We start from the raw sequence: 22,258 nt of genomic DNA, 5'->3' as shown, positions 1-22,258 counted from the left end.
GTGCTAAAGTTTCTACTTGTGGGGCTGTCTGTCTATTTCTTTGTTGAACTCAGAGAAAGGGGATGATTTTATTTTTTTCTGGCCGTAGCCTGATCAAGATCGCGCTACCGAAAAGCCTGAATCGATAATGAGAAGCGCAATCAAGATCCAAGTTTTACTGTCCATTTCTGGACATCTCTCTCGTCCTGCCTAAACTGGCGGCTCAGTTTAAAAGAGGTGTGTACATGTGGAGCTGGATTTCAGTCGCACTATCAGGTTTTATTAGTATTTCCGCCAATCAGAACAGCGAATACCATCGTGCGGCAGTGTTTAAAACATTGTCCTTGGCGATGTTAGTGGCGTTGATTTGGGATCACACTGGTTTTATTGGTGCATCAGTGCGTTGGGTCACACTCGGGTTGTTGGTTTCTATGCTTGCCGATGGACTCTACGTGCAAAAGCGAGGCAAAAAATTGTGTTTCGCCGCTTTTATTGGCGCACAACTGTGCTTTAGCGCCTCGTTCTGGGTGCAATTATCGGGAGAGATTGTCTGGTGGTTGCCTGCTATGCTTTTGGCTATAGGAGTGGTGATATTTTTCTTGATGCTCCCGAAGATTGATCGGTTGGTGTTCCCTGTTGTCATCATGGGGATGGTCTTGCTGCAATTGAATTGGGCAGCAGGCGAAGTGTGGCTGCTTACCCAGACTGTGTCCAGCTTGCTTGGGGCGTTTGGCTCATTTATCTTGCTGGTCTCTGCTATCTTACTTGCGGTGCATGACTACAAACATTCAATTTTTGGTGGCCGTTATGTTATTTCCGGCAGCTACTTGCTCGCATATTCATTGATTACCGCTTCTTTGTTTATATGACAATCACAGCGATTTACGCCCGTTTTACTTGGTAAGAAATACGGTTGTTTTCCCTCCAATTTGTCAAATGGTGTTGTTATAATCCCCGGTCTTTTTAGACGGCTCTCAGAATGATTGGCTTTGGAGGCTTACTCATGGAAATTCTTTCCGCTGCAACTATGTTGTTTCTTATCATGGACCCACTTGGCAACCTTCCGATTGTCCTTTCGATACTCAAACACCTTGACCCAAAGAGAAGGCGTAAAATTCTGATTAGAGAGCTCTGCTTCGCTCTGATCATTTTGATGTTATTTTTGTTTGCAGGGAAGGGAATCTTAAGCTTTCTTCATGTCCAGCCAGAAACGTTAAGTATTTCTGGCGGGATCATTTTATTTATTATCGCGATTAAAATGATCTTCCCAAGTGCCGGCAGTATCACGGGACTCGCTGCAGGTGAGGAGCCTTTTATTGTGCCAATGGCAATCCCTATGATTGCTGGTCCATCGGTGATAGCGGCATTGTTGTTACTTTCAACTCAATATACAAACCAATTATTTGAGTTAGCTGGTGCCGTTTTGTTGGCATGGGGGGCGACTTTTTTGATTTTGATGTTTTACGGTTTCTTCCATCGTATTCTTGGCGAGCGGGGTTTAAAAGCCATTGAACGCTTGATGGGGTTGCTTCTGGTGATGATCTCCACCCAAATGTTCTTGGATGGCGTCAAGGGATATTTAGGCTAATAAACAAGCAGCGCTACTCGTTAAAAGCGCTGCTTTAATCATTACATCATGTGCTTACGGCGAATGTCGAGTAAGGCAAAAATTCCGAAAATCAGTATTGACCATTTTTCCCAACTGCTCATTTTTATTTTATCCCCAAAAGCGCCAATAAAAATAGCGGACTGCAAGCCATGCATAATGAACAGAAAGGCCGTCATAATATACAGGGCAATGGCTGCTTTGCCTGGAAAGGGGACAAAGAAATTAAAAATTAGAATGAACCACACAAAAGCAATGGCTGCTTTCGCGAGTATAAGTAAGGCTTTCATGGTATTTCCTTATTCGTGTTTTGTCGTTCAAATAGTCGATAGCTTACTTGACCCGCATTTTTTTCGCGGTGTAAGTGCCAGTTCATGGGGAGCCCCTCTAACTTGAGCTCTTTCTCTGTTTCGATATAAATCATGGCATCATCAGCAAGCCAATCATTGCTCTCCAGCAGCAGCAAAGTTTGTTCAAGGAGCCCTTTACGAAAAGGAGGGTCGATAAAAACCACATGATGCGGATGACCTTTTTGCTGAAGAAAATTGAGTGCATCCTCGTTGATGGCTGTCATATTACTAGCATTGAGAGAGGATATATTCTTTTCCAGTTGCCTGAAAGCGTTGGTGTTGAGTTCAATCAGAGTCACGTGTTGGGCCTGTCTTGATGCGGCTTCAAACCCTAGCGCTCCTGAACCAGCAAACAGATCCAAACATTTCGCTTGGGGTATGTCATGCGCCAGCCAGTTAAACAGTGTCTCTTTGACCCGATCTGTTGTTGGACGCAATCCTTCGGCATGGTGAACGGGAAGTTTGCGTCCCCTCCATAAACCGCTAATAATTCGAACAAAGCCTTCTAAAGGCTGTTTTTGTGATGAGTTTTGCTGGCGACGCCGTACCATAGATTTTTTGACCGCTAATAAAGTGATACTATACCCAGTTGCTCACTACGATTGTTTTGAGTACAGCCCAATTTTTGTTAATGACAAAGTGTATACCATCGTTATAACGCTGGGAACGTTTCACTGTGTCGTTCGTTTTTCTTTTCTCAATTGGTACTATGCCGCAAGAAAAGGAACAGAGTAAAATTTGACAATCTAGGATAGCCCCAGATGACGGAAAAAAAGAAACGAGGACTACTCTCTTGGCTTGGTTTTGGCGATGAAGAGCAGACCAATCAGGCAGTGGAAGAGAGCTCGCAGGAGTCAGATAAAAAAGAATCGGTAGCGAGTATTGATCTGACAGACACGGTTCCTCATGCTGCCGTAACAGAAACAGAAACAGAAACAGAAACAGAAACAGAAACAGAAACAGAAACAGAAACAGAAACAGAAACAGAAACAGAAACAGAAACAGAAACAGAAACAGAAACAGAAACAGAAACAGAAACGCGTGCCACTGAACAAGAAAAGCCAACGGAAAACTTTTTTTCACGTTTGAAACGCAGCTTGGCGAGAACAAAAGCCAATATTGGTGCTGGCTTTTTCAGCCTATTTAAAGATAAACAGATTGATGACGACCTGTTTGAGGAGTTAGAAGAGCAGCTACTGGTCGCAGATGTGGGTATGGATACCACTTTGAAGATAATTGATAACTTGACGGAAAAAGCGTCTCGTCAGGCGCTCAAAGATGGTGAAGCTCTCTATGGTTTACTCAAAGAGGAAATGGCGACCATCTTGTCCAAAGTTGAAAAACCACTTGTGGTGGAAAGTGAAAAAAGCCCCTTTGTTATTCTTATGGTTGGAGTCAATGGTGTCGGTAAAACAACAACCATTGGTAAACTGGCAAAACAGTTTCAGGCGCAAGGCAAAAAAGTCATGTTGGCGGCAGGTGACACATTTCGTGCTGCAGCCGTAGAGCAGCTTCAGGTTTGGGGAGAACGGAATCAGGTCCCCGTCGTTGCTCAACATACTGGGGCAGACAGCGCTTCTGTCATCTATGATGCCATTGAATCAGCGAAGGCGAAAGGCGTTGATGTGGTCATTGCGGATACGGCGGGCCGTTTGCAAAATAAAGCGAACTTGATGGAAGAATTAAGAAAAATTGTTCGTGTCATGAAGAAACTTGATGATTCTGCTCCCCATGAAATCATGCTGACGTTGGATGCCGGAACAGGGCAAAATGCGATCAGTCAGGCGAAATTATTTAGTGATGTTGCTCCATTAACTGGGATTGCCTTAACTAAGCTGGACGGCACAGCTAAGGGTGGCGTTATATTTTCTTTAGCGGACCAATTTCAGATTCCTATTCGTTATATCGGTGTTGGCGAAGGGATTGACGATCTCCGTCGATTTAAAACTCAGGAGTTTATTGACGCATTATTCAGTCGTGAAGAGTAGTTTTTAGCTCAGATTAAGAGGAATAACGAGTGATAAAGTTTCAGCAGGTAAGTAAAGCCTACCGTGGCGGCAGACAAGCTCTGCAAAAGGTTGATTTTCATCTTCGCCGAGGAGAAATGGCTTTTTTGGGCGGCCACTCTGGTGCTGGGAAAAGCACTCTACTCAAGTTAATCTGTGCGATTGAACGTCCAACTGATGGAAAAATCAGCTTTAACGAGCATGAGATCACTCGTATTCCTAACAAAGATATCCCCTTTCTGAGGCGTAATATAGGCATCGTATTTCAAGACCACCGTCTGTTAATGGATCGCTCTGTCTTTGACAACGTTGCTTTGCCAATGCGCATTGAATCCATCTCCGAAAATGAGATTAAGCGACGAGTGTCTGCGGCTTTGGACAAAACCGGTTTATTGGATAAAGCGAAATGTTCTCCGAATCAGTTGTCGGGAGGTGAGCAGCAGAGAGTGGGCATCGCTCGTGCTGTGGTTAATCGTCCGACCTTACTGCTTGCTGATGAACCAACAGGAAATCTGGACCCCGATTTATCCAATCGAGCGGTCAAACTGTTTGAAGAATTTAACCGTGCGGGCGTGACGATTCTCTTGGCCACTCATGACATTGGGTTAGTCAATACCCGCCCACAGTACCGCCATCTCGAATTGAATCATGGATTTCTTAGCGAGGTAGAAGATTATGGCCGCTAACGAGCAGAAAACCAAAGGAAGCCAGAGACCACAACATCGCGTTAAGCGAGACAGCTACTTTGTGGTGCATTTTAAGCAAGCAAAGGATTCGTTCTGGTCAATGTGGTCTCGGCCGTTGGGGAATATCCTGACTTTGGCGGTTATTTCTATGGCGATCACTATGCCTGCGGCGCTTTATTTGCTGGGGAAAAACCTTGCGGTGGCGTCATCGAATGTGAATAGCCCAGCAAAGGTGAGTGCGTATATTCAAGAGCAGACACCAGAAGCAAGAATCATGGTGTTAAAAGATAAGTTTGAGAATATGGATGAGGTGGCGGGTGTTGAGTATATTTCGCCACAGCAAGGTTTGGATGAACTGAGTCAATATTCTGGTTTTGATCAAGCCATCTCCTTATTGGATGATTATGCTTTACCTGGCGTGCTTTTGATCATGCCTAATGGTGATGATCAGTCGATGATAAAGCAACTGGCGGCCAAGATAGCACAAGATGAAGAGGTCACCGATGTTCGTCTTGATGAAGATTGGCTGACACGCCTTGATGCCATTAAGAATCTAGTGGGTGGAATCGTGACGGCTCTGTCTATTTTAATGCTGGGTTCTGTGTTTCTCATTGTTGGCAACACACTGCGTTTTAATGTCTTGGCCAACAAGGAAGAAATTCAAACGATGAAACTTATTGGTGCCACTAACAGCTATATTCTTCGCCCCTATTTGTATTCAGGTATGTGGTTTGGCTTGTTAGGAGCCCTTATCGCTTGGGTACTCACCGCGATTATCACTGTCTTGTTGAACAACCGAGTGGAACAATTGGCAGAGCTCTATGACAGTCGATTTAGACTTATTGGCCTGAGTTGGGACGAAAGTCTGCTACTGTTGATGTTGGGTGTTTTTCTTGGCTGTCTGGCGGCGAAAGTATCGGCTCAGCGCCACCTTAAAGAAATTGAACCTGTATGATTTGATGATGTCCAACTATTGCAAAAAGTAGACGTCGCCGTATACTTTGCTGTGTTGTTGATGAAAAGTTTATAAATAATAACTTTTCCCTGCTTGAATCTTGTTCATTTTAGGTTCAAGATTGTTGGGTTAAAACTTACTCCAGATCAGAGATTGATGAGGAACTGAATGACGAACCAAGCGTATTCAATGGCTGTAGTTACTCAAGATAGCTTAGATAGCTACATCCGGACAGTAAACGGTTACCCGATGCTGACTGCGGAAGAGGAACGTGGGCTGGCTGAAAGACTGTACTACGAAGGTGAAATTGATGCAGCTAAAGGGCTGATCTTATCTCACCTGAGATTTGTGGTTCACGTAGCGCGTGGCTATTCCGGTTATGGCCTACCGATGGCAGACTTAGTTCAGGAAGGCAACATTGGCTTAATGAAGGCAGTCAAACGTTTTAATCCAGAAGTCGGGGTACGTCTAGTATCGTTTGCAGTGCATTGGATTAAAGCCGAAATCCATGAGTATGTTTTGCGTAACTGGCGCATTGTTAAAATTGCAACAACGAAAGCACAGCGTAAACTGTTCTTTAATTTGCGTAAGTCTAAAAAGCGTTTAGGCTGGTTTAACAATGGTGAGGTGGAAACGGTTGCAAAAGAGCTCGGTGTAGAACCCTCTGAAGTCCGTGAAATGGAATCGCGTCTCGCTGCTCAGGATGCAACCTTCGAGATGCCGAACGATGATGATGACTCAAGTGCATCCTATTCTGCGCCGGTGTTTTACTTAGAAGATAATGCCTCAGATGTGGCTGTTAATGTTGAAGCGGCAAATTGGGAAGCACATACCAATAATCGTTTAAGCTTGGCTTTAGCGAGTCTTGATGCACGCAGTCAACATATTGTTCGTTCGCGCTGGTTAGATGACAACAAGTTAACCCTTCAAGAGCTGGCTGAAAATTATGGTGTTTCTGCTGAGCGTATTCGCCAGCTTGAAAAAAATGCAATGAAGAAACTCAAAACCGCAGTGGGCAGTTTCTAGCAACGGTCTTTTTAAGAATTCGTAAAGCCGAGATCTTTTGATCTCGGCTTTTTTGTTTGCGAGATCATAACCTCCCATAAACAGAGAAAAAAGACCATGGTTTTTGTGGATAACTCTGTGGTAATTTTCTTGGTGACATGTCAGAAATAGGGGTAAACAAAGGCATCTGAAGCGATATGTATATGGGGATACTTTTCCATTTACACACAAAAAAATAAAGATCATCACTACATGTAGTGGATCAATTGAAGATTAGATACTTTATTAACGCAATCCACAAATTTATCCACAGAAGGTGAAATTTTGTTCATGAGTGGATAACCTTACTGCTTCGGTGTACTTGTTAACCATTGGATAGGTTACAATGGTGAATAATGTATAACATGATAAAGAGACTCGAAATGGATCAATTTCAACATATTGATGTCACTGGCGCGCAAGCCCTTTTACAACAGGGAAAAGCTCGTTTAGTGGATATCCGTGATTTTCAATCTTTTTCTGTCGCTCACCCTGCGTCTGCTTTTCACCTGACCAACGACACCATGGTTCAGTTTATAAATGAAGGCGAATTTGAGCAGCCAGTTTTAGTGATGTGTTACCATGGTATTAGTAGTCAAGGAGCTGCACAGTATCTTTTAAATCAAGGTTTTGAAGAAGTATACAGTGTGGATGGTGGTTTTGAAGCTTGGCATCGTGCTCAGTTGCCTGTTGAAACGACTCTCTCTTAGCGTTAACCGTATGCAAAAGCTGGCCTCTCTGGATTCGTCTATGCGCTGTGAGGTTACGTGTGGGTAGTCAGTGAAAAAATGCCAACGCTTGGTTTAAGCATACCGAAGCCGATCATAACCTTTATGTTAGCTTGGTTGGTGATTGGTTTTGTTCAACCTTTTATGCCGATTGGTAATGCTGCACATTTGATTGGGTTGTTAGCGGGTATCGCAATGGGCCTACTGGATGTTTGCAGACGCACATCATAGACAGCCCCTTTATTCTCTGACTCAACCTAGCGTTATTATTGATATAAATATTTAGTAAACAGTAAGTCAGCAATAATCGTTCGGCCCGTTTCAGGAAGTAAAATAGAATTGAGTTGTTCCACTAGGATCTTTCGCAAGTCTTCCCTTCCTGCCAATGATGTGATGGTGTCTTCTGACTGCTTACCCAATAGCTCGATGACAGCATCTCGTATCAAAGGTTGGTGAAGTTCAATAATGGCAAGGTCGGTCGAGTTGGCGACCATAATGTCCAAGCGCACCTGTATATACCCAAGTTGTTTACCCTTAGTGTAAAAATTGGTGGTCAGATCCGGCTCCAGAGTAAAATAGGCAAGAGAAGGCTCGGCGCCTTCTTCAGCTATACTCGGAGTACCTACGAATAGGCTTAGAGCGAAAAATAATGGGGCTAAGTGACGTTTAATCATATTTCTGTCTTTTCTTTCTTCTAATCACGATACTCGAATCGCCAGAGTCTTGTTACAATAGCTGTCCCTACTCTTGCGTAGGAAATGGGTTGAGTACTCGACGGAGTGGTTAACAATTCAGCTCGAAGCTTTATCTTACAGCGGTAAGCCTACTTATTGAATACTAGTATGAATCAATTTACTTCGCTTTATTTATCTGCTCTTCGTCAGGTTGAATGGCAAGAACCTGATAAGTTTAGCTTTCCAACCCAAAATACAAAAGACTGGTTGTTAGAACAGGGCTCATTGTCACGTTTATTAGAAACACACTGTCAGACTCTAAGTGTCGATTTGTTACACAACAAGGTCATAAAAGCCGAAAGGCTTAATTCTCAGGAAATCCTACTTCTTAAGCGGGAAGAATGTCTGTTGCGAAAAGTCGTTTTGAAAGGCGATGATCAAGCTTGGGTATTAGGAAGAACATTAATTCCTAAATCGTCGATGTGTGGTCAGTCGTTCGACTTATCGCGCCAGGGGGAAGTACCGCTAGGTGTGACCATTTTTAGTGCTGAGAAAGTTGTCCGTGATGCTTTGGTGGTGGGTTGGGCTAAAACGCCAGAGGGTAATTTTCTTGCGCGTCGCTCACGTTTGTGGATGGATGATAAACCTATGCTAGTGGCAGAACTTTTTTTACCTGCCTCTCCTATGTTCTTTGGGGAGAAGGTCTGAATGATGGTAATAAAAGTGCAGCAATACTGGCGACTCATGCGCATGGACAAGCCGATTGGCACCTTGCTTTTGTTGTGGCCAACCTTATGGTCTTTGATTATTGCAGCTCAGGGAAGCCCTGATCCTTGGGTTCTTGTCGTCTTTGTTCTTGGGGTCGTTTTAATGCGTTCGGCGGGCTGTGTGATCAATGATTTTGCTGACCGTAAAGTCGATGGGCACGTCAAGCGCACCAGCAAGCGGCCACTACCTTCTGGCGAGGTAACATCCATTGAGGCAGTCTGCCTGTTTCTGGGTTTGTCAGTCGTTTCGTTTGTGCTTGTTCTGACGATGAATCCATTAACCGTCAAGCTTTCGTTCGCTGGACTGTTGCTGGCATTCATCTACCCATTTATGAAACGCTACACTCATTTTCCTCAGCTCTTTCTCGCGCTTGCGTTTAGCTGGTCGATTCCTATGGCTTGGGCGGCACAGGCGAACGAATTGCCATGGCACATGTGGTTTTTATTTGTGATCAATGCTGTCTGGACAACGGTTTACGATACTCAGTATGCGATGGTCGATAGGGATGATGATGTCAAAATCGGCATTAAGTCGACGGCGATTTTCTTTGGCCGTTTTGATAAAATAATCATTGGCATACTTCAGTGTGTCACGATAGGAATGTTGATCGTGTTAGGAAGTTGGTACTCTCTCGGAGCTATTTACTACTGGTGTCTATTGGTGGTAGGCGCATTGTTTGTCTTTCAGCAGTACCTTATGCGTCATCGAGATCGAGACCTTTGCTTTAGAGCTTTTCTTAACAATAACTATGTGGGAATGGCGATCACTATCGGCCTTTTGACCGCATTTTGGTAAAGGAGAGGGCACCATCACAGTGCCCTTGTTAGTCATTGATGTTGCCTAGCGGGATTCACCAGCCTGACAAATACTTTCTTTAATGGTTAGACGAACTTCCGGGTAAAGCATGGAATACAAAAGGTCCGCCAAGTTCTGGCTTTTGGTTTGGTCACAGTTGCCACTCGTGTCTAAATAAGCCTGTTGCTTGAGAGTGTCAAACATTGTTGAAAAGACACCTTTATCGAAAAACTCTGGCGCATTAATGCCGTGCAATCGACCCAATCGTTGGGCAATATCCTGACTTTTTTGCTCTAGGGCCGATTTTCCAAGTTCAGGGTTTGCCGTCATTAAGTTGAGTGTTATCGCGTATCGTTGCAGAGTCTCATTGATGGTTCTTCCTAAGAGCATCAAGACCTGAGTATTGGCCTGCTTCATCGCGACATTTTGTTGTGCATCGACAGTCACCAACCCCTGAAGAGCAAGCTCTTCAATATAGCCCTCTGTGATTTGATCCAATTGCGTCTCTTCAATACTGAGAAACAGCTCTTGTTTTAGGAAGGGATAAATGAGCGCAATGTTTGCTTTTATTTGTTCGATATTGAGTTGCTGATGCCGAATGAGCATTTGGGCAAGTAATGATGGAAGCGCAAGCAAGTGAATGATGTTGTTGCGATAATAAGTCATCAGGATAGATTGATGACGATCAAGTGAAATGATTTCGCCCATCGTGTCAGATTCAACAACAAACTTCTCCAAAGATTCGGCATGTTGGATGAGTTCGTCGGCGGATTCTTGTGGAACGGTGAAGGTGGCGGAATAAGGCACATTGTTTAAAAGTGACAGGTAACAGTCAATTTGTTTGACCAGACTGTCACGAGACAGTGCGCGCTGACGCGACGCGAGCAATGCCGTTGCACATAGAGTGAGGGCGTTAGCGGCTGCGGCGTCATTAATATGCGTCATCATCTTCGTCGCTAATTGGTTGATCACAGGGTTGAGCCATTGCGGTTTTTTATTTCCCAATGGATCAATGTCTTTCGTCCACTCTGGGGCGTTTTCATTGAGGTATTGATTCAGTGGTATCGGTTCCCCAAAGTTTACGTATCCCTGACCAAAATTACGCAATTTTCGAATGGTGCGAATCACGAGGCCTGCATTTTCTTTTTCTTTACGCTTTCCTCTTAGCTCCTTGGCATAAGTACTGACTTCCATGACATGTTCGTAGCCAATATAAACGGGCACTAAAGTAACAGGTCGGTTCAGCCCACGAAGCATCGCCTGAATCGTCATGGCAAGCATCCCCGTTTTCGCCTTCAGAAGTCGACCAGTACGTGATCGTCCACCTTCACTGAAATACTCGACGGAGTAGCCCTTCGAAAATAATTCAGCCAAATACTCTCTAAAAATCGTCGAGTAGAGTTTGTTCCCTTTAAAGCTACGGCGAAGAAAAAATGCGCCGCCTCGGCGAAATACGGGACCTGCCGGAAAGAAATTTAGGTTTATCCCTGCAGCGATGTGCGGAGGAACAAGACCCTCGTGATAGAGAACATAAGAGAGAAGAAGGTAGTCCATATGACTTCGGTGGCAAGGCACATAGACGATTTCGTGGCCGTCTTGAGCTAACTTTCGGACCATGGACGCATTATTAATATTCAGGCCCTGATAAATACGATTCCAAAGCCAACTAAGCAGGCGCTCGCCTCGTTTGATTAGCGAATAAGAAAAATCAGCGGCGATCTCATCCATGATAGATTGTGCTTCTTTCCGAGATTTATCGACTGAAATTCCCTTTGCTTTGGCATCGTCTTCAATCGCTTTCTCAATGGCTTTTGATGCGATAAGTCTGTTAAACAACGCTTGGCGATTAGGTAGATTGGGGCCTGATGCTGCCATTTTCTGTCGAGAGAAGTGTATGCGAGCGACACGAGCTAGCTTGTGAGCGATGGACGCATCTGTACCATGTGAATCGGCCATCAAACGCAAAGATACCACAGGGCTAATGCGTATGAGGCAATCTCGGCCGGATGTCAACACAGCCAACGCTTTCTCTGGTCCATTTAATGGCCGTAGATAAGGCGTTTGTTGAGCCTCTTTGCCAGGCTTTCGTCCCCAAAGTACAGTGGCTGGAATAATTTGAACATCCAGTTTTTTGTCAAACTTGTGCTGTTCAAGTAACTGAGAAAACAGTGCAACGGATTCCTTTGGGATATCCTTATCATTACTTAAAACTGTCTGGCGCGATGAGGTAAACACATGGCGCTGGAAAGATTTGCCATTGATAAGAACAGGTTCGAAAGGGTCGGGTAACCCTAATCGTTGGGCTTGAATTTGCAGTGTGACCAGATCGACATTTGACCGATAGGGCAGGGCATAGATAATCGGCTTGGCCAGATCAATGTTATGATCTTCAATCGGTTTTGAAGGAATCGCCGTTCCTTTTACTATGACTGACAAAGGCAGTTTTAGTAGTGAACTTGATAATGGTTGTCCGGAAGACATAAAGTTCTTAGCCTCAAAAAACAGAGAGTTCGCATCAGCACTTGCCTATCTCTGAATCTGAGATAGTGGTGAGGTGCTTAGGCTGATATTTTTTAGGAGGCAAGAATACCAGAAACTGGTCGAACCTTTTACTGTAATTTGTTCGTGAAGTGGGCACTCTAGCTAAATCAAAAGAATGGATGGCTGATTAGGTTTGCTCGTACTCACAAGATGAGCTCCTATGAGGATTGCTGAGACGTGTCTGATTTAAATCGTACGCATTCAAGTCAATCAAAAAGTGGGCAATTGGCTTTTCATTTGAACAGTTACTGGATATACTCACAGTTGACTGTATAAAAAGACAGGTAAACTATGAAGCCGTTAACGCCACGCCAGCAACAAGTATTTGACCTTATCAAAAGTAAAATTGACGTCAAGGGGATGCCTCCGACGCGAGCTGAAATTGCTCGGGAACTGGGCTTTCGTTCTGCTAATGCGGCAGAGGAGCACCTGAAAGCGTTAGCGCGCAAACAAGCGATTGAGATTATCCCAGGGGCCTCACGAGGTATCCGGATACTACTGGATGATTCAGCGAACGATGACGAAGGTCTTCCTTTAATCGGTCAGGTTGCTGCGGGTGAGCCCATTTTGGCCCAAGAGCATGTTGAGGCGCATTATCAGGTCGATCCCGCGATGTTTAAACCCCAAGCAGACTTTCTATTGCGCGTTAATGGCGAGAGTATGCAAGACATCGGGATCATGGATGGTGACTTATTGGCAGTACACAAAACTCAGGACGTGCATGACGGACAAGTGGTTGTGGCACGTGTGGATGATGATGTAACGGTCAAACGTTTAGAACGTAAAGGTTCCACAGTAGTCCTTCACGCAGAGAACAAAGAGTTTGAACCAATCAAAGTGGATTTGACTTGCCAGAGTCTGGCTATTGAAGGTTTGGCGGTAGGTATTATCCGCAATACTGATTGGATGTAGCCAATATTAAGCTCGGACGGCTCTCTACTTATTTTGCCAACGTCAGTACTTATCGACTGACGTTTTTTATTGTGACGGGTTACTCGTCACAATTTTCGTGACTCTTGTTGAGATTAATTCTCAATTACTTGTTTTTGTAATTGATATTTATTATCATCTTCTTTCTGGTATGAAAGGATGATGATCATGAGTGACAAGTACCAAACCTCAACACATCGCTATCAAATTCCGGCTAACCTATTACAGCCACTTTGGCTTCGTAGTCGCGAAAGTCTTGTTGATAATGGCTTGGTCTACGACCCGATTGCTGCCAGTGCTTGCCAGCGTTGCCTGTTGGCACCAGAATGCCTTTCTGGGGATATTGACCAGAAACAATTACTGCATGCCACCTTGACTCAGATTTGTGATGATCAGGTGAACCACTTTATTTCCCAAAATCCAGATGGTTGGGTCATTAATGTTGGAGCGGGCTTAGATACACGTTTTTATCGTATCGACAATGGCCGTTGTCACTGGCTGGAGTTGGATATAACGGAAAATTTACTTTGGCGTCAAAAGCTATTCCACAAAAGTGAGCGTTATCAGCATATGTGTGGCGGCGTGGATGATACCTCGTGGTTAAACCATTTGCCTGTACCTGAAAAAGCGCCAGTTCTTATTGTGTGCGAGCACGCTTTGCTTGATTGCAGTCAACAGCAAGTCGGTAAGTTCATTCAAGCATTAGGGTGTCACTTTGAGTCGGCGCGAGCCTGTTTTGTGTTAGCGGGGGACTTGACGACATCGAAACTGGGTCAGAAAATGGGTTCTGGTCGCTATAAGCATGGTTATGTTTCACCAGGCGAAGACATGATGAACTATTTACCTTGGGCACGATGGGCGAAGACATTCTCACCACTAGATAAACACTGCGGTCGTTGGAAATTATGGCAGCGTTGGTTGACTCGGTTTAATGGATTTAAGAACAGACTAACCCCTGTGGTTGTTCAGATTCGCTGGTAGTCGTTGTTTGCATCACTAGGGGTGCTCAAGCCGACGTGAAACGACGGCTTGATAGTCTTTAGAATAAACGATTTAAACCATTTAATGCGGCTACTCGGTAAGCTTCGGCCATGGTTGGGTAGTTGAACGTCGTATTAACGAAATACTCAATCGTATTAGCCTCCCCTTTTTGTTCCATAATGGCTTGGCCAATGTGGATGATTTCTGCCGCTCGTTCGCCAAAGCAATGAATCCCTAATATCTCTTTGGTCTCTCGATGGAAGAGAATTTTCAGGCTACCAGTATCTTTGCCCGCTATCTGTGCCCGAGCTAGGTGTTTGAATGAGGCACGGCCGACTTCGTATGGAATTTTTGATGCGGTCAGCTCTTGTTCGGTTTTACCCACTGAGCTAATCTCAGGGATGGTATAAATCCCCGTAGGGATGTCATCAATCAGATTGCCATCAGCTTGACCTTTCAGGATTGCTTGAGCAACAAAGCGTCCCTGATCGTAGGCTGCGCTGGCTAGGCTTGGGTAACCAATCACATCACCCACGGCGTAGACGTGCGCTATATCTGTTTGATAGTTGTTGTCCACAGTAAGTTGCCCGCGTGAGTCAGCGTTTAAACCTACAGCGGGCAAGTTGAGCTTATCAGTATTTCCCGTACGTCCGTTGGCGTAGAGCAAGCAGTCTGCTCGCATTTTTTTTCCCGACTCTAGGTGAATAATGACTCCGTCACTAGTGCCTTCAATTTTTTGGTAGGTCTCGTCGTTGCGGATCACTACGCCACTGTTCCAAAAATGATATGACAACGCATCAGAGACTTCGTTGTCCAAAAAGGATAAGAGGCGGTCACGAGTGTTGATCAAGTCGGTTTTGACTCCTAACCCTCTAAAAATAGAGGCGTATTCACAGCCAATGACACCAGCACCGTAAATGATGATGTGTCGAGGGTCGTGCTCAAGGCTAAGAATCGAATCACTGTCGTAGATTCGATCATGCATAAAATCGACATCGTTCGGTTGATAAGGCCGAGAACCCGTGGCAATAACGAAGCGATCCGCACTGTACGCTTCTTCTGTCCCATCAGCGAGTGTGACAGAGATACTATTGGTACTGGTAAAGCGTGCGACGCCAAAAACTAAAGTACATTGGTTACGATCATAAAACCCTTGTCTCAACCGGGTTTGCTTATCAATGACAGATTTAGCGTGCCCTAGAATATTGGAAAATGTAGAGTGTAAGCTGGTATTGTTGTGGCAAAACAGAGGGTTATTGTTGAACTCGATAATACGACTCACCGCGTGTCTTAGGGCTTTGGAAGGAATGGTTCCCCAATGTGTACAGCCTCCTCCCACACTGCTTTCTTTCTCCACTATGGCGACATTAAGACCCGCTTTGGTTAATCCCATTGCAGCCCCCTCTCCACCCGGGCCACTGCCGATAACGATTACATCAAAGTGGTTGCTTTCCGCCATAACTTTTCCTTTGTTATATTTTTTTACATTGCGTTAGCGTGATTTTAACTGATTTCTGGTCTTGGTGCACTGGTGGTGGATGAGAGAGTGGAAGGGATCACGCACAAAGCCTTTTATTATCCGCGGTGACACGGTTGGTTACGGCTGAAAAAGTGCTCTAAACTTGCTCAAATGTCACCCCTCGGTTAAACATGATGATTTTGGGTTATCTCGCTAAGATAATCGTTGTATATTAACCTCTAATGAATGAGAAAAAGCAGATAAGATTGATGGGAATTCGAGCACAGCAGAAAGAAAAGACGCGTCGTTCATTGATTGATGCTGCGTTTAGCCAGCTTAGTGCTGATCGAAGCTTCTCCAACTTAAGTTTGAGGGAAGTTGCTCGGGAGGCGGGCATTGCGCCTACGTCCTTCTATCGACACTTCAAGGATATGGATGAATTGGGCTTGACCATGGTCGATGAAGGAGGCTTGTTACTTCGTCAGTTAATGCGCCAAGCCCGACAGAGGATTGTCAAAGAAGGCAGTGTAATACGAACTTCAGTTGAAACATTTATGGAGTTTATTGAAAGTAGCCCCAATGTTTTCAGACTTTTGTTACGCGAGCGGTCAGGGACTTCTTTTGAGTTTCGAACCGCGGTTGCAAGAGAAATTCAGCATTTTTCTGCCGAGCTTACTGAATATCTGACCGGTGCAGGGATGACGCGCGACGAAGCATATACACAAGCAGAAGCATCGGTGACATTGGTCTTCAGCTCTGGTGCGGAAGCCCTTGATCTTAATCGATGCGAGCGAGATGAGTTGGCAGAAAGGTTGATTATGCAATTGCGCATGATTGCGAAAGGGGCGTTTTGGTATCGTAAAGAGCGCGAACGTAAACGAATAAAGGGTAGGATAGATTAATGTCAAATGAAGGAAACCAAGTGAAATGTGGTTCTGATAAAAAAACGCTAGTGTTGGCCCTCATCGCTGGCATGTGTGGTGATGCTTTATTGTCTTGGCTGACCATGGCCGACGTGCCTTTTTCTATCTTTCCATTAATTGCGCTTGTGCTCTCCGTTCAGGCTTTGTATCAAGAATATTTACGTAATCCCGTTTCAGAAGACATTCCATTGTTAGGTTTGGCATGTTTCTTTGTTGGAGCATTTGGCCACTCAGCGTTTATTAAAGCGCAGTATCCTGATGCAGGGTCAAATTTCTTTGCTATCGTTGTGTCACTGCTTTTACTGCTCTGGGTGGGAAAAAAGCTCGGTTTTATCAATCGCTCCGCTAGGGGAGAGTAAAGAGACCATTCAAAACGAGCACGAAGGCTCGTTTTGAATGGATATGATCACAGAACCTGACGTTCAAGCAGTATACCTGCCTCCATATGGTGTGTGTACGGAAACTGGTCGAATAACGCAAAGCGTGTGACTTTATGTGTTTTACATAAAGTGTCGAGGTTGTCTTTTAGCGTGTCTGGGTTACATGAGATATAAATAATACGTTCGTACCCCTGCACCATCTTACATGTATCTGCGTCCATTCCTGCCCGTGGTGGATCGACAAAAATAGTGTTGCAGTTGTAGCTCTTCAAATCGACGCCCGCGTCTTTTAAGCGCCGGAATTCACGCTTTCCTTCAATTGCCTGAGTAAATTCTTCAGCGGACAAACGAATGATCTGGACGTTATCAATGTCATTGATTTTGATGTTGTACTGCGCCGACTCAACGGAAGGCTTAGCGAGCTCTGTGGCTAGAACACGGTTAAAGTTTTGAGCCAATGCGAGAGAAAAGTTACCATTACCACAGTAGAGTTCAAGTAAATCACCTTGACTGTGTTGAGTGCAATCTACGGCCCATTCAAGCATTTTCTCAGCGACTTTACCATTGGGCTGAGTGAAGCTGTTCTCAACTTGTTGGTAGGTAAAACAGCGGCCACTGACGTTCAGCTTTTCGATCACGTACTCACGGTCTAAAACCACCTTCATTTTACGAGCCCGCCCAATCAGATTTAAGTTAAAACCTGCATCATTCAGGTCCTGCTTAAGGGCTTTTGCATGCTCAGTCCACTGTTCATCAAGTTGGCGATGGTAAAGAAGTGAAACCAAAATCTCTCCACTTAATGTGGACAGAAAATCGACCTGAAAGAGTTTACGACGCAATGATTCATTGTCTTTAATCGCCTCCAATAGCCGCGGCATAATATCGTTAATTAAGCGGCTGGCGGCGGGAAACTGATCGACACGATACTTTTCACGCGTTTCCTGATTGAACATCACATAGTAGAGATCATCCCCTTCATGCCAAACTCGAAATTCTGTACGCATTCGGTAGTGCTGCTCCGGTGACTCAAACACTTCCAGATCTGGGACATTATAGGAACTGAACATCTTGTTAAGACGTTGGATCTTTTCCGCAAGTTGATCCTGATAGTGCTGTGGACTTACTTCAAGAGTCGCCATGATTTATACCTTTGGGTGACAATAGATTTGTTTTAAGAGCGCAGATTTTATTCAATATCTGCGCTATGTCCAGTTTTGTGGATACTCGAAGGCAAAGATGTTGCCGATATCGTTATAAATAAACACCTTGCCCCATAGAGAAAAAAGTTTGGCTGGACAAATTATGTATTGCTTAATAACATCTTCAGCCAGCTGGTGCTATCTAGAAGTATAGATGGCTGAAAGGGAATCTGGTGTAAATCCAGAACTGACGCGCAGCGGTAACAGAGAACGAAAACCCAGTAGACACTAGATCAATTGCGAGATGGGAAGTCGGGTGAGTAGGTGACGTATTATGCTCTTGAGTCCGAATACCTGCCAGCAGCCAAATTATAGGGGGTCATCTTCTTGTGGTTTGGTCAGGACTTACGCGATTTAGGATTATAATAATGAACCGATGTATATTAGCGACATCTGTGGCGTCGCTGCTTACTCATGTCTCTCTTACCTATGCTCAACAAGTTTCTACAGATGAAACAATGATCGTGACAGCGAACCGGTTTGAGCAATCAGAATCTTCCGTGCTTTCTGCCATTAGCGTGGTCACTCGTGAAGACATTGAAACCATCCAAGCAAAATCTGTGGCTGAGGCACTGTTGCGAGTGCCGGGTGTGGAAGTCACGAGTAATGGTGGCCGTGGTCAAAGTACTTCCATTCTCATACGTGGAACCAATAGTAGCCATACTTTGGCATTAGTCGACGGTGTTCGTGTGAGCTCTTCAGTGGGTACTGGAGTGCCCATTTCCCAGTTCCCCATTGGTCTTATAGAGCGTATTGAAGTTATCCGCGGCCCAGCCGCGGTTCAATATGGTTCAGATGCGATTGGCGGCGTAATCAATATTATTACTCGCTCTGAACGAGGTGATGAACGTAAGCAAATCTCGTTGGGTACTGGTAGTTTAGGGCATAAGGAAGCGAGCTTTGTCGCTAAAGCGGACACTGGTGACAAAGGTTACCTACAATTGGCTGGTGGCTTTGACACAATCGACGGGTATAACGTTCATCCAACGAACGTCAACAGTCAAGACAAGCACGGCTCAGAAGCAAAGAATATATTTGCTAGCTACGCACATGACTTCTCTCAAGAGACTCAAGGGTACCTTTCTGCTCGTTGGTTTGAGAATCAAGCAGAATATGATGTCAGCAATAAGAAGAATATTGGTGAAAGTGAGAAAAGCACGGTCTCCGCTCAGCTAGACCATGCCCGAGGAAGTTGGAAAACCTTGCTGCAAGGTAGCTACCAGTCGGTTAAGTCCAGAAATTATACACAGGATGAAGGTAGGGATAACGCCTCGACTCACGCAACAACGGACATGGTTAACGTGCAGTGGGCAAATATGTATCAGGTCACGCAAGAGGTTGAGTTAGGAGCTGGTGTCGACTGGCGACACGAGTCCCTAGATGACCATGCGACAAGTTATGGAAGCCCAAACGCGCTTGCAGGAGAAAGCCGTTCCAATAGAGGAGCATTTGCAAGTGCTTCATATCAGTATCAAGCGCTAACGCTTCAAGGTAACGCTCGTTATGACCAACATGATAAATATGAACACTATACGACGTGGTCCACATCCGCAGGTTACCAAATCAATGATAGCCATCGTGCTCGAATTAGCTATGGTACGGCGTTCAAAGCTCCAACATATTCTGCCTTGCTGACGTCACCGGATCTCAAGCCTGAAGAGTCTAAAAACCTTGAGTTGGGCCTATCAGGTGACTATATGTTCTTTCAATGGAACTTATCATTGTATGATAATGAAATTAAAAACCTAAACTTTTGGTACGTTGACCCTTCTGAGGTTTTTGGCGGAAAAACCCTTAATGTAGATGCGCGCATCAAAGGTGCGGAGCTTGATGTTCAGTTCAATACTGGGCCGTTGCATCACACTTTGGTTTTGGAACATAAAGATCATAAAGATTCTGAAGGAACTCCGCTCGCTCGCAGAGCGAAAGAGAACTATAAATGGATTGGTGATCTTTACCTTGGTGATTTCAATGTTAATGCCGTATACACTTTCACAGGTCGGCGCCCAGACTTACCCGCAGTCAATTTAACTGAAAGCGATTACCTCCCAGCTTACGACTTGCTTGATCTGTCGGTTTCTTACTTTATTTCTCGTGATTTCACGCTGAGCGGTAAAATTAGCAATGCACTGGATGAGAACTATGAAACAGCCAAAGGCTACCCAGCTCCAGAACGAGCCTACTATGTAAATGCGTCTTATCAATTCTAACTAAAACCGCCTTCGGGCGGTTTTGACTTATTGGTCGGTATTCATCTTTACAAAAGCTTTGATGGGAGGCCCCAATGTTTTCGTCACCGAGAGACTCGCACTTAGAGTGGCAGACTTTCACTGATCAATGTTATAAAGCGCAAATATTGCCAAAATAGTTGCAGCGAGTATCATTGCTGAGTCGATAAGTAACGAGCAAATCAAGTGTCCCAGCAACAAGCAAAAATACTGATCTTTGATTCTGGTGTCGGTGGATTATCTGTATATAAAGAAATACAGTCAAAACTGCCTCAACCTGACTATATCTATATATTCGATAACGAAGCCTATCCATATGGAGAATTAGAACATAGCACGCTTATCATGCGAGTAGAGCGTTTAATCACAGGTTTAGTTGAGCAACATACTATCGATTTAGTTGTCATTGCTTGCAATACTGCAAGTACTATCGTTTTACCGACTCTACGAGCAAAGCTATCAATTCCAGTCGTAGGTGTTGTCCCTGCGATCAAGCCAGCGTCAAGTCTTGCTAATAAAGCGGTAGGGTTGATAGCGACTCCTGCAACCGTGACTCGCCCTTATACGCACGAACTTATCAAAGACTTTTCACAGAGCAAACCTGTCAAGTTACTTGGTTCAACTCGACTAGTCGATATTGCGGAAGAAAAGCTTCGTGGTCAGCCAGTTGACCGACAAGAACTAGCACAAATACTTGAACCTATTAGAAATAACATTGATGTCGCGGTGCTAGGCTGTACTCATTTCCCATTAATAAAACGAGATATTCAATCGGTGTTGGGTCAAGAGGTACTTTTAGTTGACTCAGGGGAGGCGATCGCACGCAGAGTGCAAGACTTGCTAGTAGTAACAGAAGGAACAATCAGCAAAGGCCGTCGAGAAATTTATTCAACGGCTCCCCCTTTCCAAGAAGGAGCGTTGAATAAAGCGCTGAAGAAGCTAGGGTTTAGTCCAGTTCAGCTTGAGATTTTGGATCGTTAGCAATGCGTACTTTCAAAGTGCGCTGCATGTAATCCTTTTCGTTAAGTCCTTCAATTGCACCAGCGGCATCCGTCGCGGCCATCACGACAAAACCAAAACCACGTCTTTTACCAGTCCGCTTATCTTTCATCAGACGGACAGCAAAAACGTCGCCGTGCTCGGCAAAAAGGTCTTTTACATGAGACTCATTTGCCTTGTAAGGAAGGTTACCGACATAAAGGGTCTTTGTTGCGGGTTCATTGTTGGTTGCTGACTCAGTTGTTGTCGTGTTTGAAAACTTAAGAACGAAAGTGGAAATAAAAACACCAACGATAAAGCTAAGAGCAGGGGAAACAGCAACCTGCGAGAAGATGATTCCACCAATAACAGCTAAGGCGATAATCATTAAGATCGATTTATTTGAACTCATATTAGAATACAACTACATAGATTAAGGAAAAAGTGCCCACCTGTTAACAAAGTAGACACATGGATCTTACGTGCATGTCTGCAGTTTTTCCAACCTATTGGTGTGACATGACTCAAATGTTGAAATTTTATTCTATTTTGGGGCTTTTGCTTCCTTTTTGAGCGCTTGGTGTTTTTTTTAGAAAAAACACTTGTCATCCGTAGTGACCTCCCTATAATGCCGCCTCACCGACACGGAGCAAGACGAAAGTCACAGCGCATGTCGGGGAGAGTTAGAAGAAAGTTTTATAAACTTCTTGACTCTTAAATCGGGAAGCGTAAGATACGCACCCCTAGCAACGAAGCATTATTGACCGAGTTGTTAGAAATTGCTCTTTAAAAATATAAACCTATCAATCTGTGTGGGCACTCGTTGATGATAATCCAAAAAATGATTCTATTGAATCACTTTAGGTATCAATGAACTGAGTGACCAATACAAATAACTTCGGTTATTTGGCACAGTCAATTCATTACCATTCTGTTGGAATGGTAATAGCTTTAAAATTGCTTGTTACTTTCGAGTAACGATAAGTTTTGAAGTCAGTATTCATTGAGCCGAACAAAATCTTAAATTGAAGAGTTTGATCATGGCTCA

General features: G+C 44.4%; 23 protein-coding genes and 1 riboswitch. Of the genes, 16 read left to right on the top strand and 7 right to left on the bottom strand.

All coding sequences use genetic code 11. The annotated features are described in order from the left end of the window. Positions 1 to 224 precede the first annotated feature (224 nt). Together HLM86_RS18880 and HLM86_RS18875 are read left to right on the top strand one after the other, a co-directional pair. A complete protein-coding gene (locus HLM86_RS18880; RefSeq protein ID WP_076590657.1) occupies positions 225 to 848 on the top strand; it encodes a lysoplasmalogenase in 624 nt (207 codons plus the stop codon). A 134-nt stretch (positions 849 to 982) separates the two neighbouring features. After that, complete coding sequence (locus HLM86_RS18875; protein ID WP_076590656.1) at positions 983 to 1,567, top strand: YhgN family NAAT transporter; 585 nt, start codon at positions 983 to 985, stop codon at positions 1,565 to 1,567. Between the two features lie 41 nt (positions 1,568 to 1,608). On the opposite strand, the gene HLM86_RS18870 is transcribed toward HLM86_RS18875, so the two are convergent. Together HLM86_RS18870 and rsmD are read right to left on the bottom strand one after the other, a co-directional pair. Continuing rightward, complete coding sequence (locus tag HLM86_RS18870; RefSeq protein ID WP_076590655.1) at positions 1,609 to 1,875, bottom strand: DUF1145 domain-containing protein; 267 nt, start codon at positions 1,873 to 1,875, stop codon at positions 1,609 to 1,611. Then, entirely contained in the window at positions 1,872 to 2,486 is a 615-nt protein-coding gene (rsmD, locus tag HLM86_RS18865) for a 16S rRNA (guanine(966)-N(2))-methyltransferase RsmD (protein ID WP_170883727.1), read from the bottom strand. Before rsmD ends, HLM86_RS18870 begins: the two co-directional genes overlap by 4 nt. 210 nt (positions 2,487 to 2,696) lie before the next feature. Here rsmD and ftsY point away from each other — a divergent pair, with 210 nt between their 5' ends. From ftsY to HLM86_RS18835, 6 genes are all read left to right on the top strand, one after another. Continuing rightward, positions 2,697 to 3,923, top strand: a complete 1,227-nt coding sequence (gene ftsY, locus HLM86_RS18860) for a signal recognition particle-docking protein FtsY (RefSeq protein ID WP_171831460.1) — start codon at positions 2,697 to 2,699, stop codon at positions 3,921 to 3,923. A 29-nt stretch (positions 3,924 to 3,952) separates the two neighbouring features. Continuing rightward, positions 3,953 to 4,627: a cell division ATP-binding protein FtsE gene (gene ftsE / locus HLM86_RS18855; protein ID WP_076590652.1), complete on the top strand. Its 675-nt coding sequence runs from the start codon at positions 3,953 to 3,955 to the stop codon at positions 4,625 to 4,627. Next, positions 4,617 to 5,582 carry a permease-like cell division protein FtsX gene (gene ftsX, locus HLM86_RS18850; RefSeq protein WP_076590651.1) on the top strand — a complete coding sequence of 322 codons (966 nt, stop codon included), beginning with the start codon at positions 4,617 to 4,619 and terminating at the stop codon, positions 5,580 to 5,582. The genes ftsE and ftsX overlap by 11 nt, the downstream gene beginning before the upstream one ends. 168 nt (positions 5,583 to 5,750) lie before the next feature. Next, positions 5,751 to 6,608: an RNA polymerase sigma factor RpoH gene (rpoH, locus tag HLM86_RS18845; protein WP_170883725.1), complete on the top strand. Its 858-nt coding sequence runs from the start codon at positions 5,751 to 5,753 to the stop codon at positions 6,606 to 6,608. 401 nt (positions 6,609 to 7,009) lie between these two features. After that, on the top strand, positions 7,010 to 7,336 hold the full coding sequence (gene glpE, locus HLM86_RS18840) for a thiosulfate sulfurtransferase GlpE (protein ID WP_076590649.1): 327 nt from the start codon (positions 7,010 to 7,012) through the stop codon (positions 7,334 to 7,336). 57 nt (positions 7,337 to 7,393) lie between these two features. Continuing rightward, on the top strand, positions 7,394 to 7,585 hold the full coding sequence (locus HLM86_RS18835) for a rhomboid family intramembrane serine protease (RefSeq protein WP_390226246.1): 192 nt from the start codon (positions 7,394 to 7,396) through the stop codon (positions 7,583 to 7,585). Between the two features lie 35 nt (positions 7,586 to 7,620). Here the strand turns inward: HLM86_RS18835 and HLM86_RS18830 are convergent, their stop codons facing one another. Next, complete coding sequence (locus HLM86_RS18830; RefSeq protein ID WP_076590648.1) at positions 7,621 to 8,028, bottom strand: flagellar basal body-associated protein FliL; 408 nt, start codon at positions 8,026 to 8,028, stop codon at positions 7,621 to 7,623. 168 nt (positions 8,029 to 8,196) lie between these two features. Here HLM86_RS18830 and HLM86_RS18825 point away from each other — a divergent pair, with 168 nt between their 5' ends. Both HLM86_RS18825 and ubiA read left to right on the top strand, forming a co-directional pair. Further along, entirely contained in the window at positions 8,197 to 8,736 is a 540-nt protein-coding gene (locus HLM86_RS18825) for a chorismate lyase (RefSeq protein WP_076590647.1), read from the top strand. Then, positions 8,737 to 9,591, top strand: coding sequence for a 4-hydroxybenzoate octaprenyltransferase (gene ubiA / locus HLM86_RS18820; protein WP_076590646.1), 855 nt, complete (start codon positions 8,737 to 8,739; stop codon positions 9,589 to 9,591). Positions 9,592 to 9,636: 45 nt separating this feature from the next. Here the strand turns inward: ubiA and plsB are convergent, their stop codons facing one another. Beyond that, positions 9,637 to 12,072: a glycerol-3-phosphate 1-O-acyltransferase PlsB gene (gene plsB, locus HLM86_RS18815; protein ID WP_170883724.1), complete on the bottom strand. Its 2,436-nt coding sequence runs from the start codon at positions 12,070 to 12,072 to the stop codon at positions 9,637 to 9,639. Between the two features lie 351 nt (positions 12,073 to 12,423). Between plsB and lexA the strand changes: the two genes are divergently transcribed. Together lexA and HLM86_RS18805 are read left to right on the top strand one after the other, a co-directional pair. Continuing rightward, positions 12,424 to 13,044, top strand: coding sequence for a transcriptional repressor LexA (gene lexA / locus HLM86_RS18810; RefSeq protein ID WP_076590644.1), 621 nt, complete (start codon positions 12,424 to 12,426; stop codon positions 13,042 to 13,044). 186 nt (positions 13,045 to 13,230) lie between these two features. Then, on the top strand, positions 13,231 to 14,043 hold the full coding sequence (locus HLM86_RS18805; RefSeq protein WP_076590643.1) for a class I SAM-dependent methyltransferase: 813 nt from the start codon (positions 13,231 to 13,233) through the stop codon (positions 14,041 to 14,043). 58 nt (positions 14,044 to 14,101) lie between these two features. Here the strand turns inward: HLM86_RS18805 and sthA are convergent, their stop codons facing one another. After that, on the bottom strand, positions 14,102 to 15,502 hold the full coding sequence (sthA, locus tag HLM86_RS18800; RefSeq protein ID WP_076590642.1) for a Si-specific NAD(P)(+) transhydrogenase: 1,401 nt from the start codon (positions 15,500 to 15,502) through the stop codon (positions 14,102 to 14,104). A 260-nt stretch (positions 15,503 to 15,762) separates the two neighbouring features. On the opposite strand from sthA, the gene fabR reads away from it, so the two are divergent. Both fabR and HLM86_RS18790 read left to right on the top strand, forming a co-directional pair. Then, positions 15,763 to 16,404 (top strand): HTH-type transcriptional repressor FabR, encoded by a 642-nt coding sequence (gene fabR, locus HLM86_RS18795; RefSeq protein WP_170883744.1) that lies wholly within the window; start codon positions 15,763 to 15,765, stop codon positions 16,402 to 16,404. Continuing rightward, entirely contained in the window at positions 16,404 to 16,784 is a 381-nt protein-coding gene (locus HLM86_RS18790) for a YijD family membrane protein (RefSeq protein WP_170883723.1), read from the top strand. Before fabR ends, HLM86_RS18790 begins: the two co-directional genes overlap by 1 nt. 47 nt (positions 16,785 to 16,831) lie before the next feature. Here HLM86_RS18790 and trmA read toward each other — a convergent pair whose 3' ends face one another. Continuing rightward, the gene (trmA, locus tag HLM86_RS18785; protein ID WP_170883722.1) at positions 16,832 to 17,944 is read right to left on the bottom strand and encodes a tRNA (uridine(54)-C5)-methyltransferase TrmA; all 1,113 of its coding nucleotides are present in this window, start codon (positions 17,942 to 17,944) and stop codon (positions 16,832 to 16,834) included. Positions 17,945 to 18,120: 176 nt separating this feature from the next. Then, positions 18,121 to 18,320: riboswitch (cobalamin riboswitch) on the top strand. A 52-nt stretch (positions 18,321 to 18,372) separates the two neighbouring features. Between trmA and HLM86_RS18780 the strand changes: the two genes are divergently transcribed. Together HLM86_RS18780 and murI are read left to right on the top strand one after the other, a co-directional pair. Then, positions 18,373 to 20,214, top strand: coding sequence for a TonB-dependent receptor domain-containing protein (locus HLM86_RS18780; RefSeq protein ID WP_170883721.1), 1,842 nt, complete (start codon positions 18,373 to 18,375; stop codon positions 20,212 to 20,214). A 204-nt stretch (positions 20,215 to 20,418) separates the two neighbouring features. After that, the gene (murI, locus tag HLM86_RS18775; protein ID WP_170883720.1) at positions 20,419 to 21,213 is read left to right on the top strand and encodes a glutamate racemase; all 795 of its coding nucleotides are present in this window, start codon (positions 20,419 to 20,421) and stop codon (positions 21,211 to 21,213) included. Here murI and HLM86_RS18770 read toward each other — a convergent pair. After that, entirely contained in the window at positions 21,179 to 21,622 is a 444-nt protein-coding gene (locus tag HLM86_RS18770) for an RNA recognition motif domain-containing protein (RefSeq protein ID WP_170883719.1), read from the bottom strand. The two genes, murI and HLM86_RS18770, sit on opposite strands and share 35 nt — an antisense overlap. Positions 21,623 to 22,258: the final 636 nt, after the last annotated feature.

The organism is Vibrio ostreicida (assembly GCF_013074385.2).
In the GTDB taxonomy this organism is placed as follows: domain Bacteria; phylum Pseudomonadota; class Gammaproteobacteria; order Enterobacterales; family Vibrionaceae; genus Vibrio; species Vibrio ostreicida.
The sequence above is the reverse complement of the archived record's forward strand: the minus strand, read 5'-3'. Positions and strand labels throughout refer to the sequence as shown.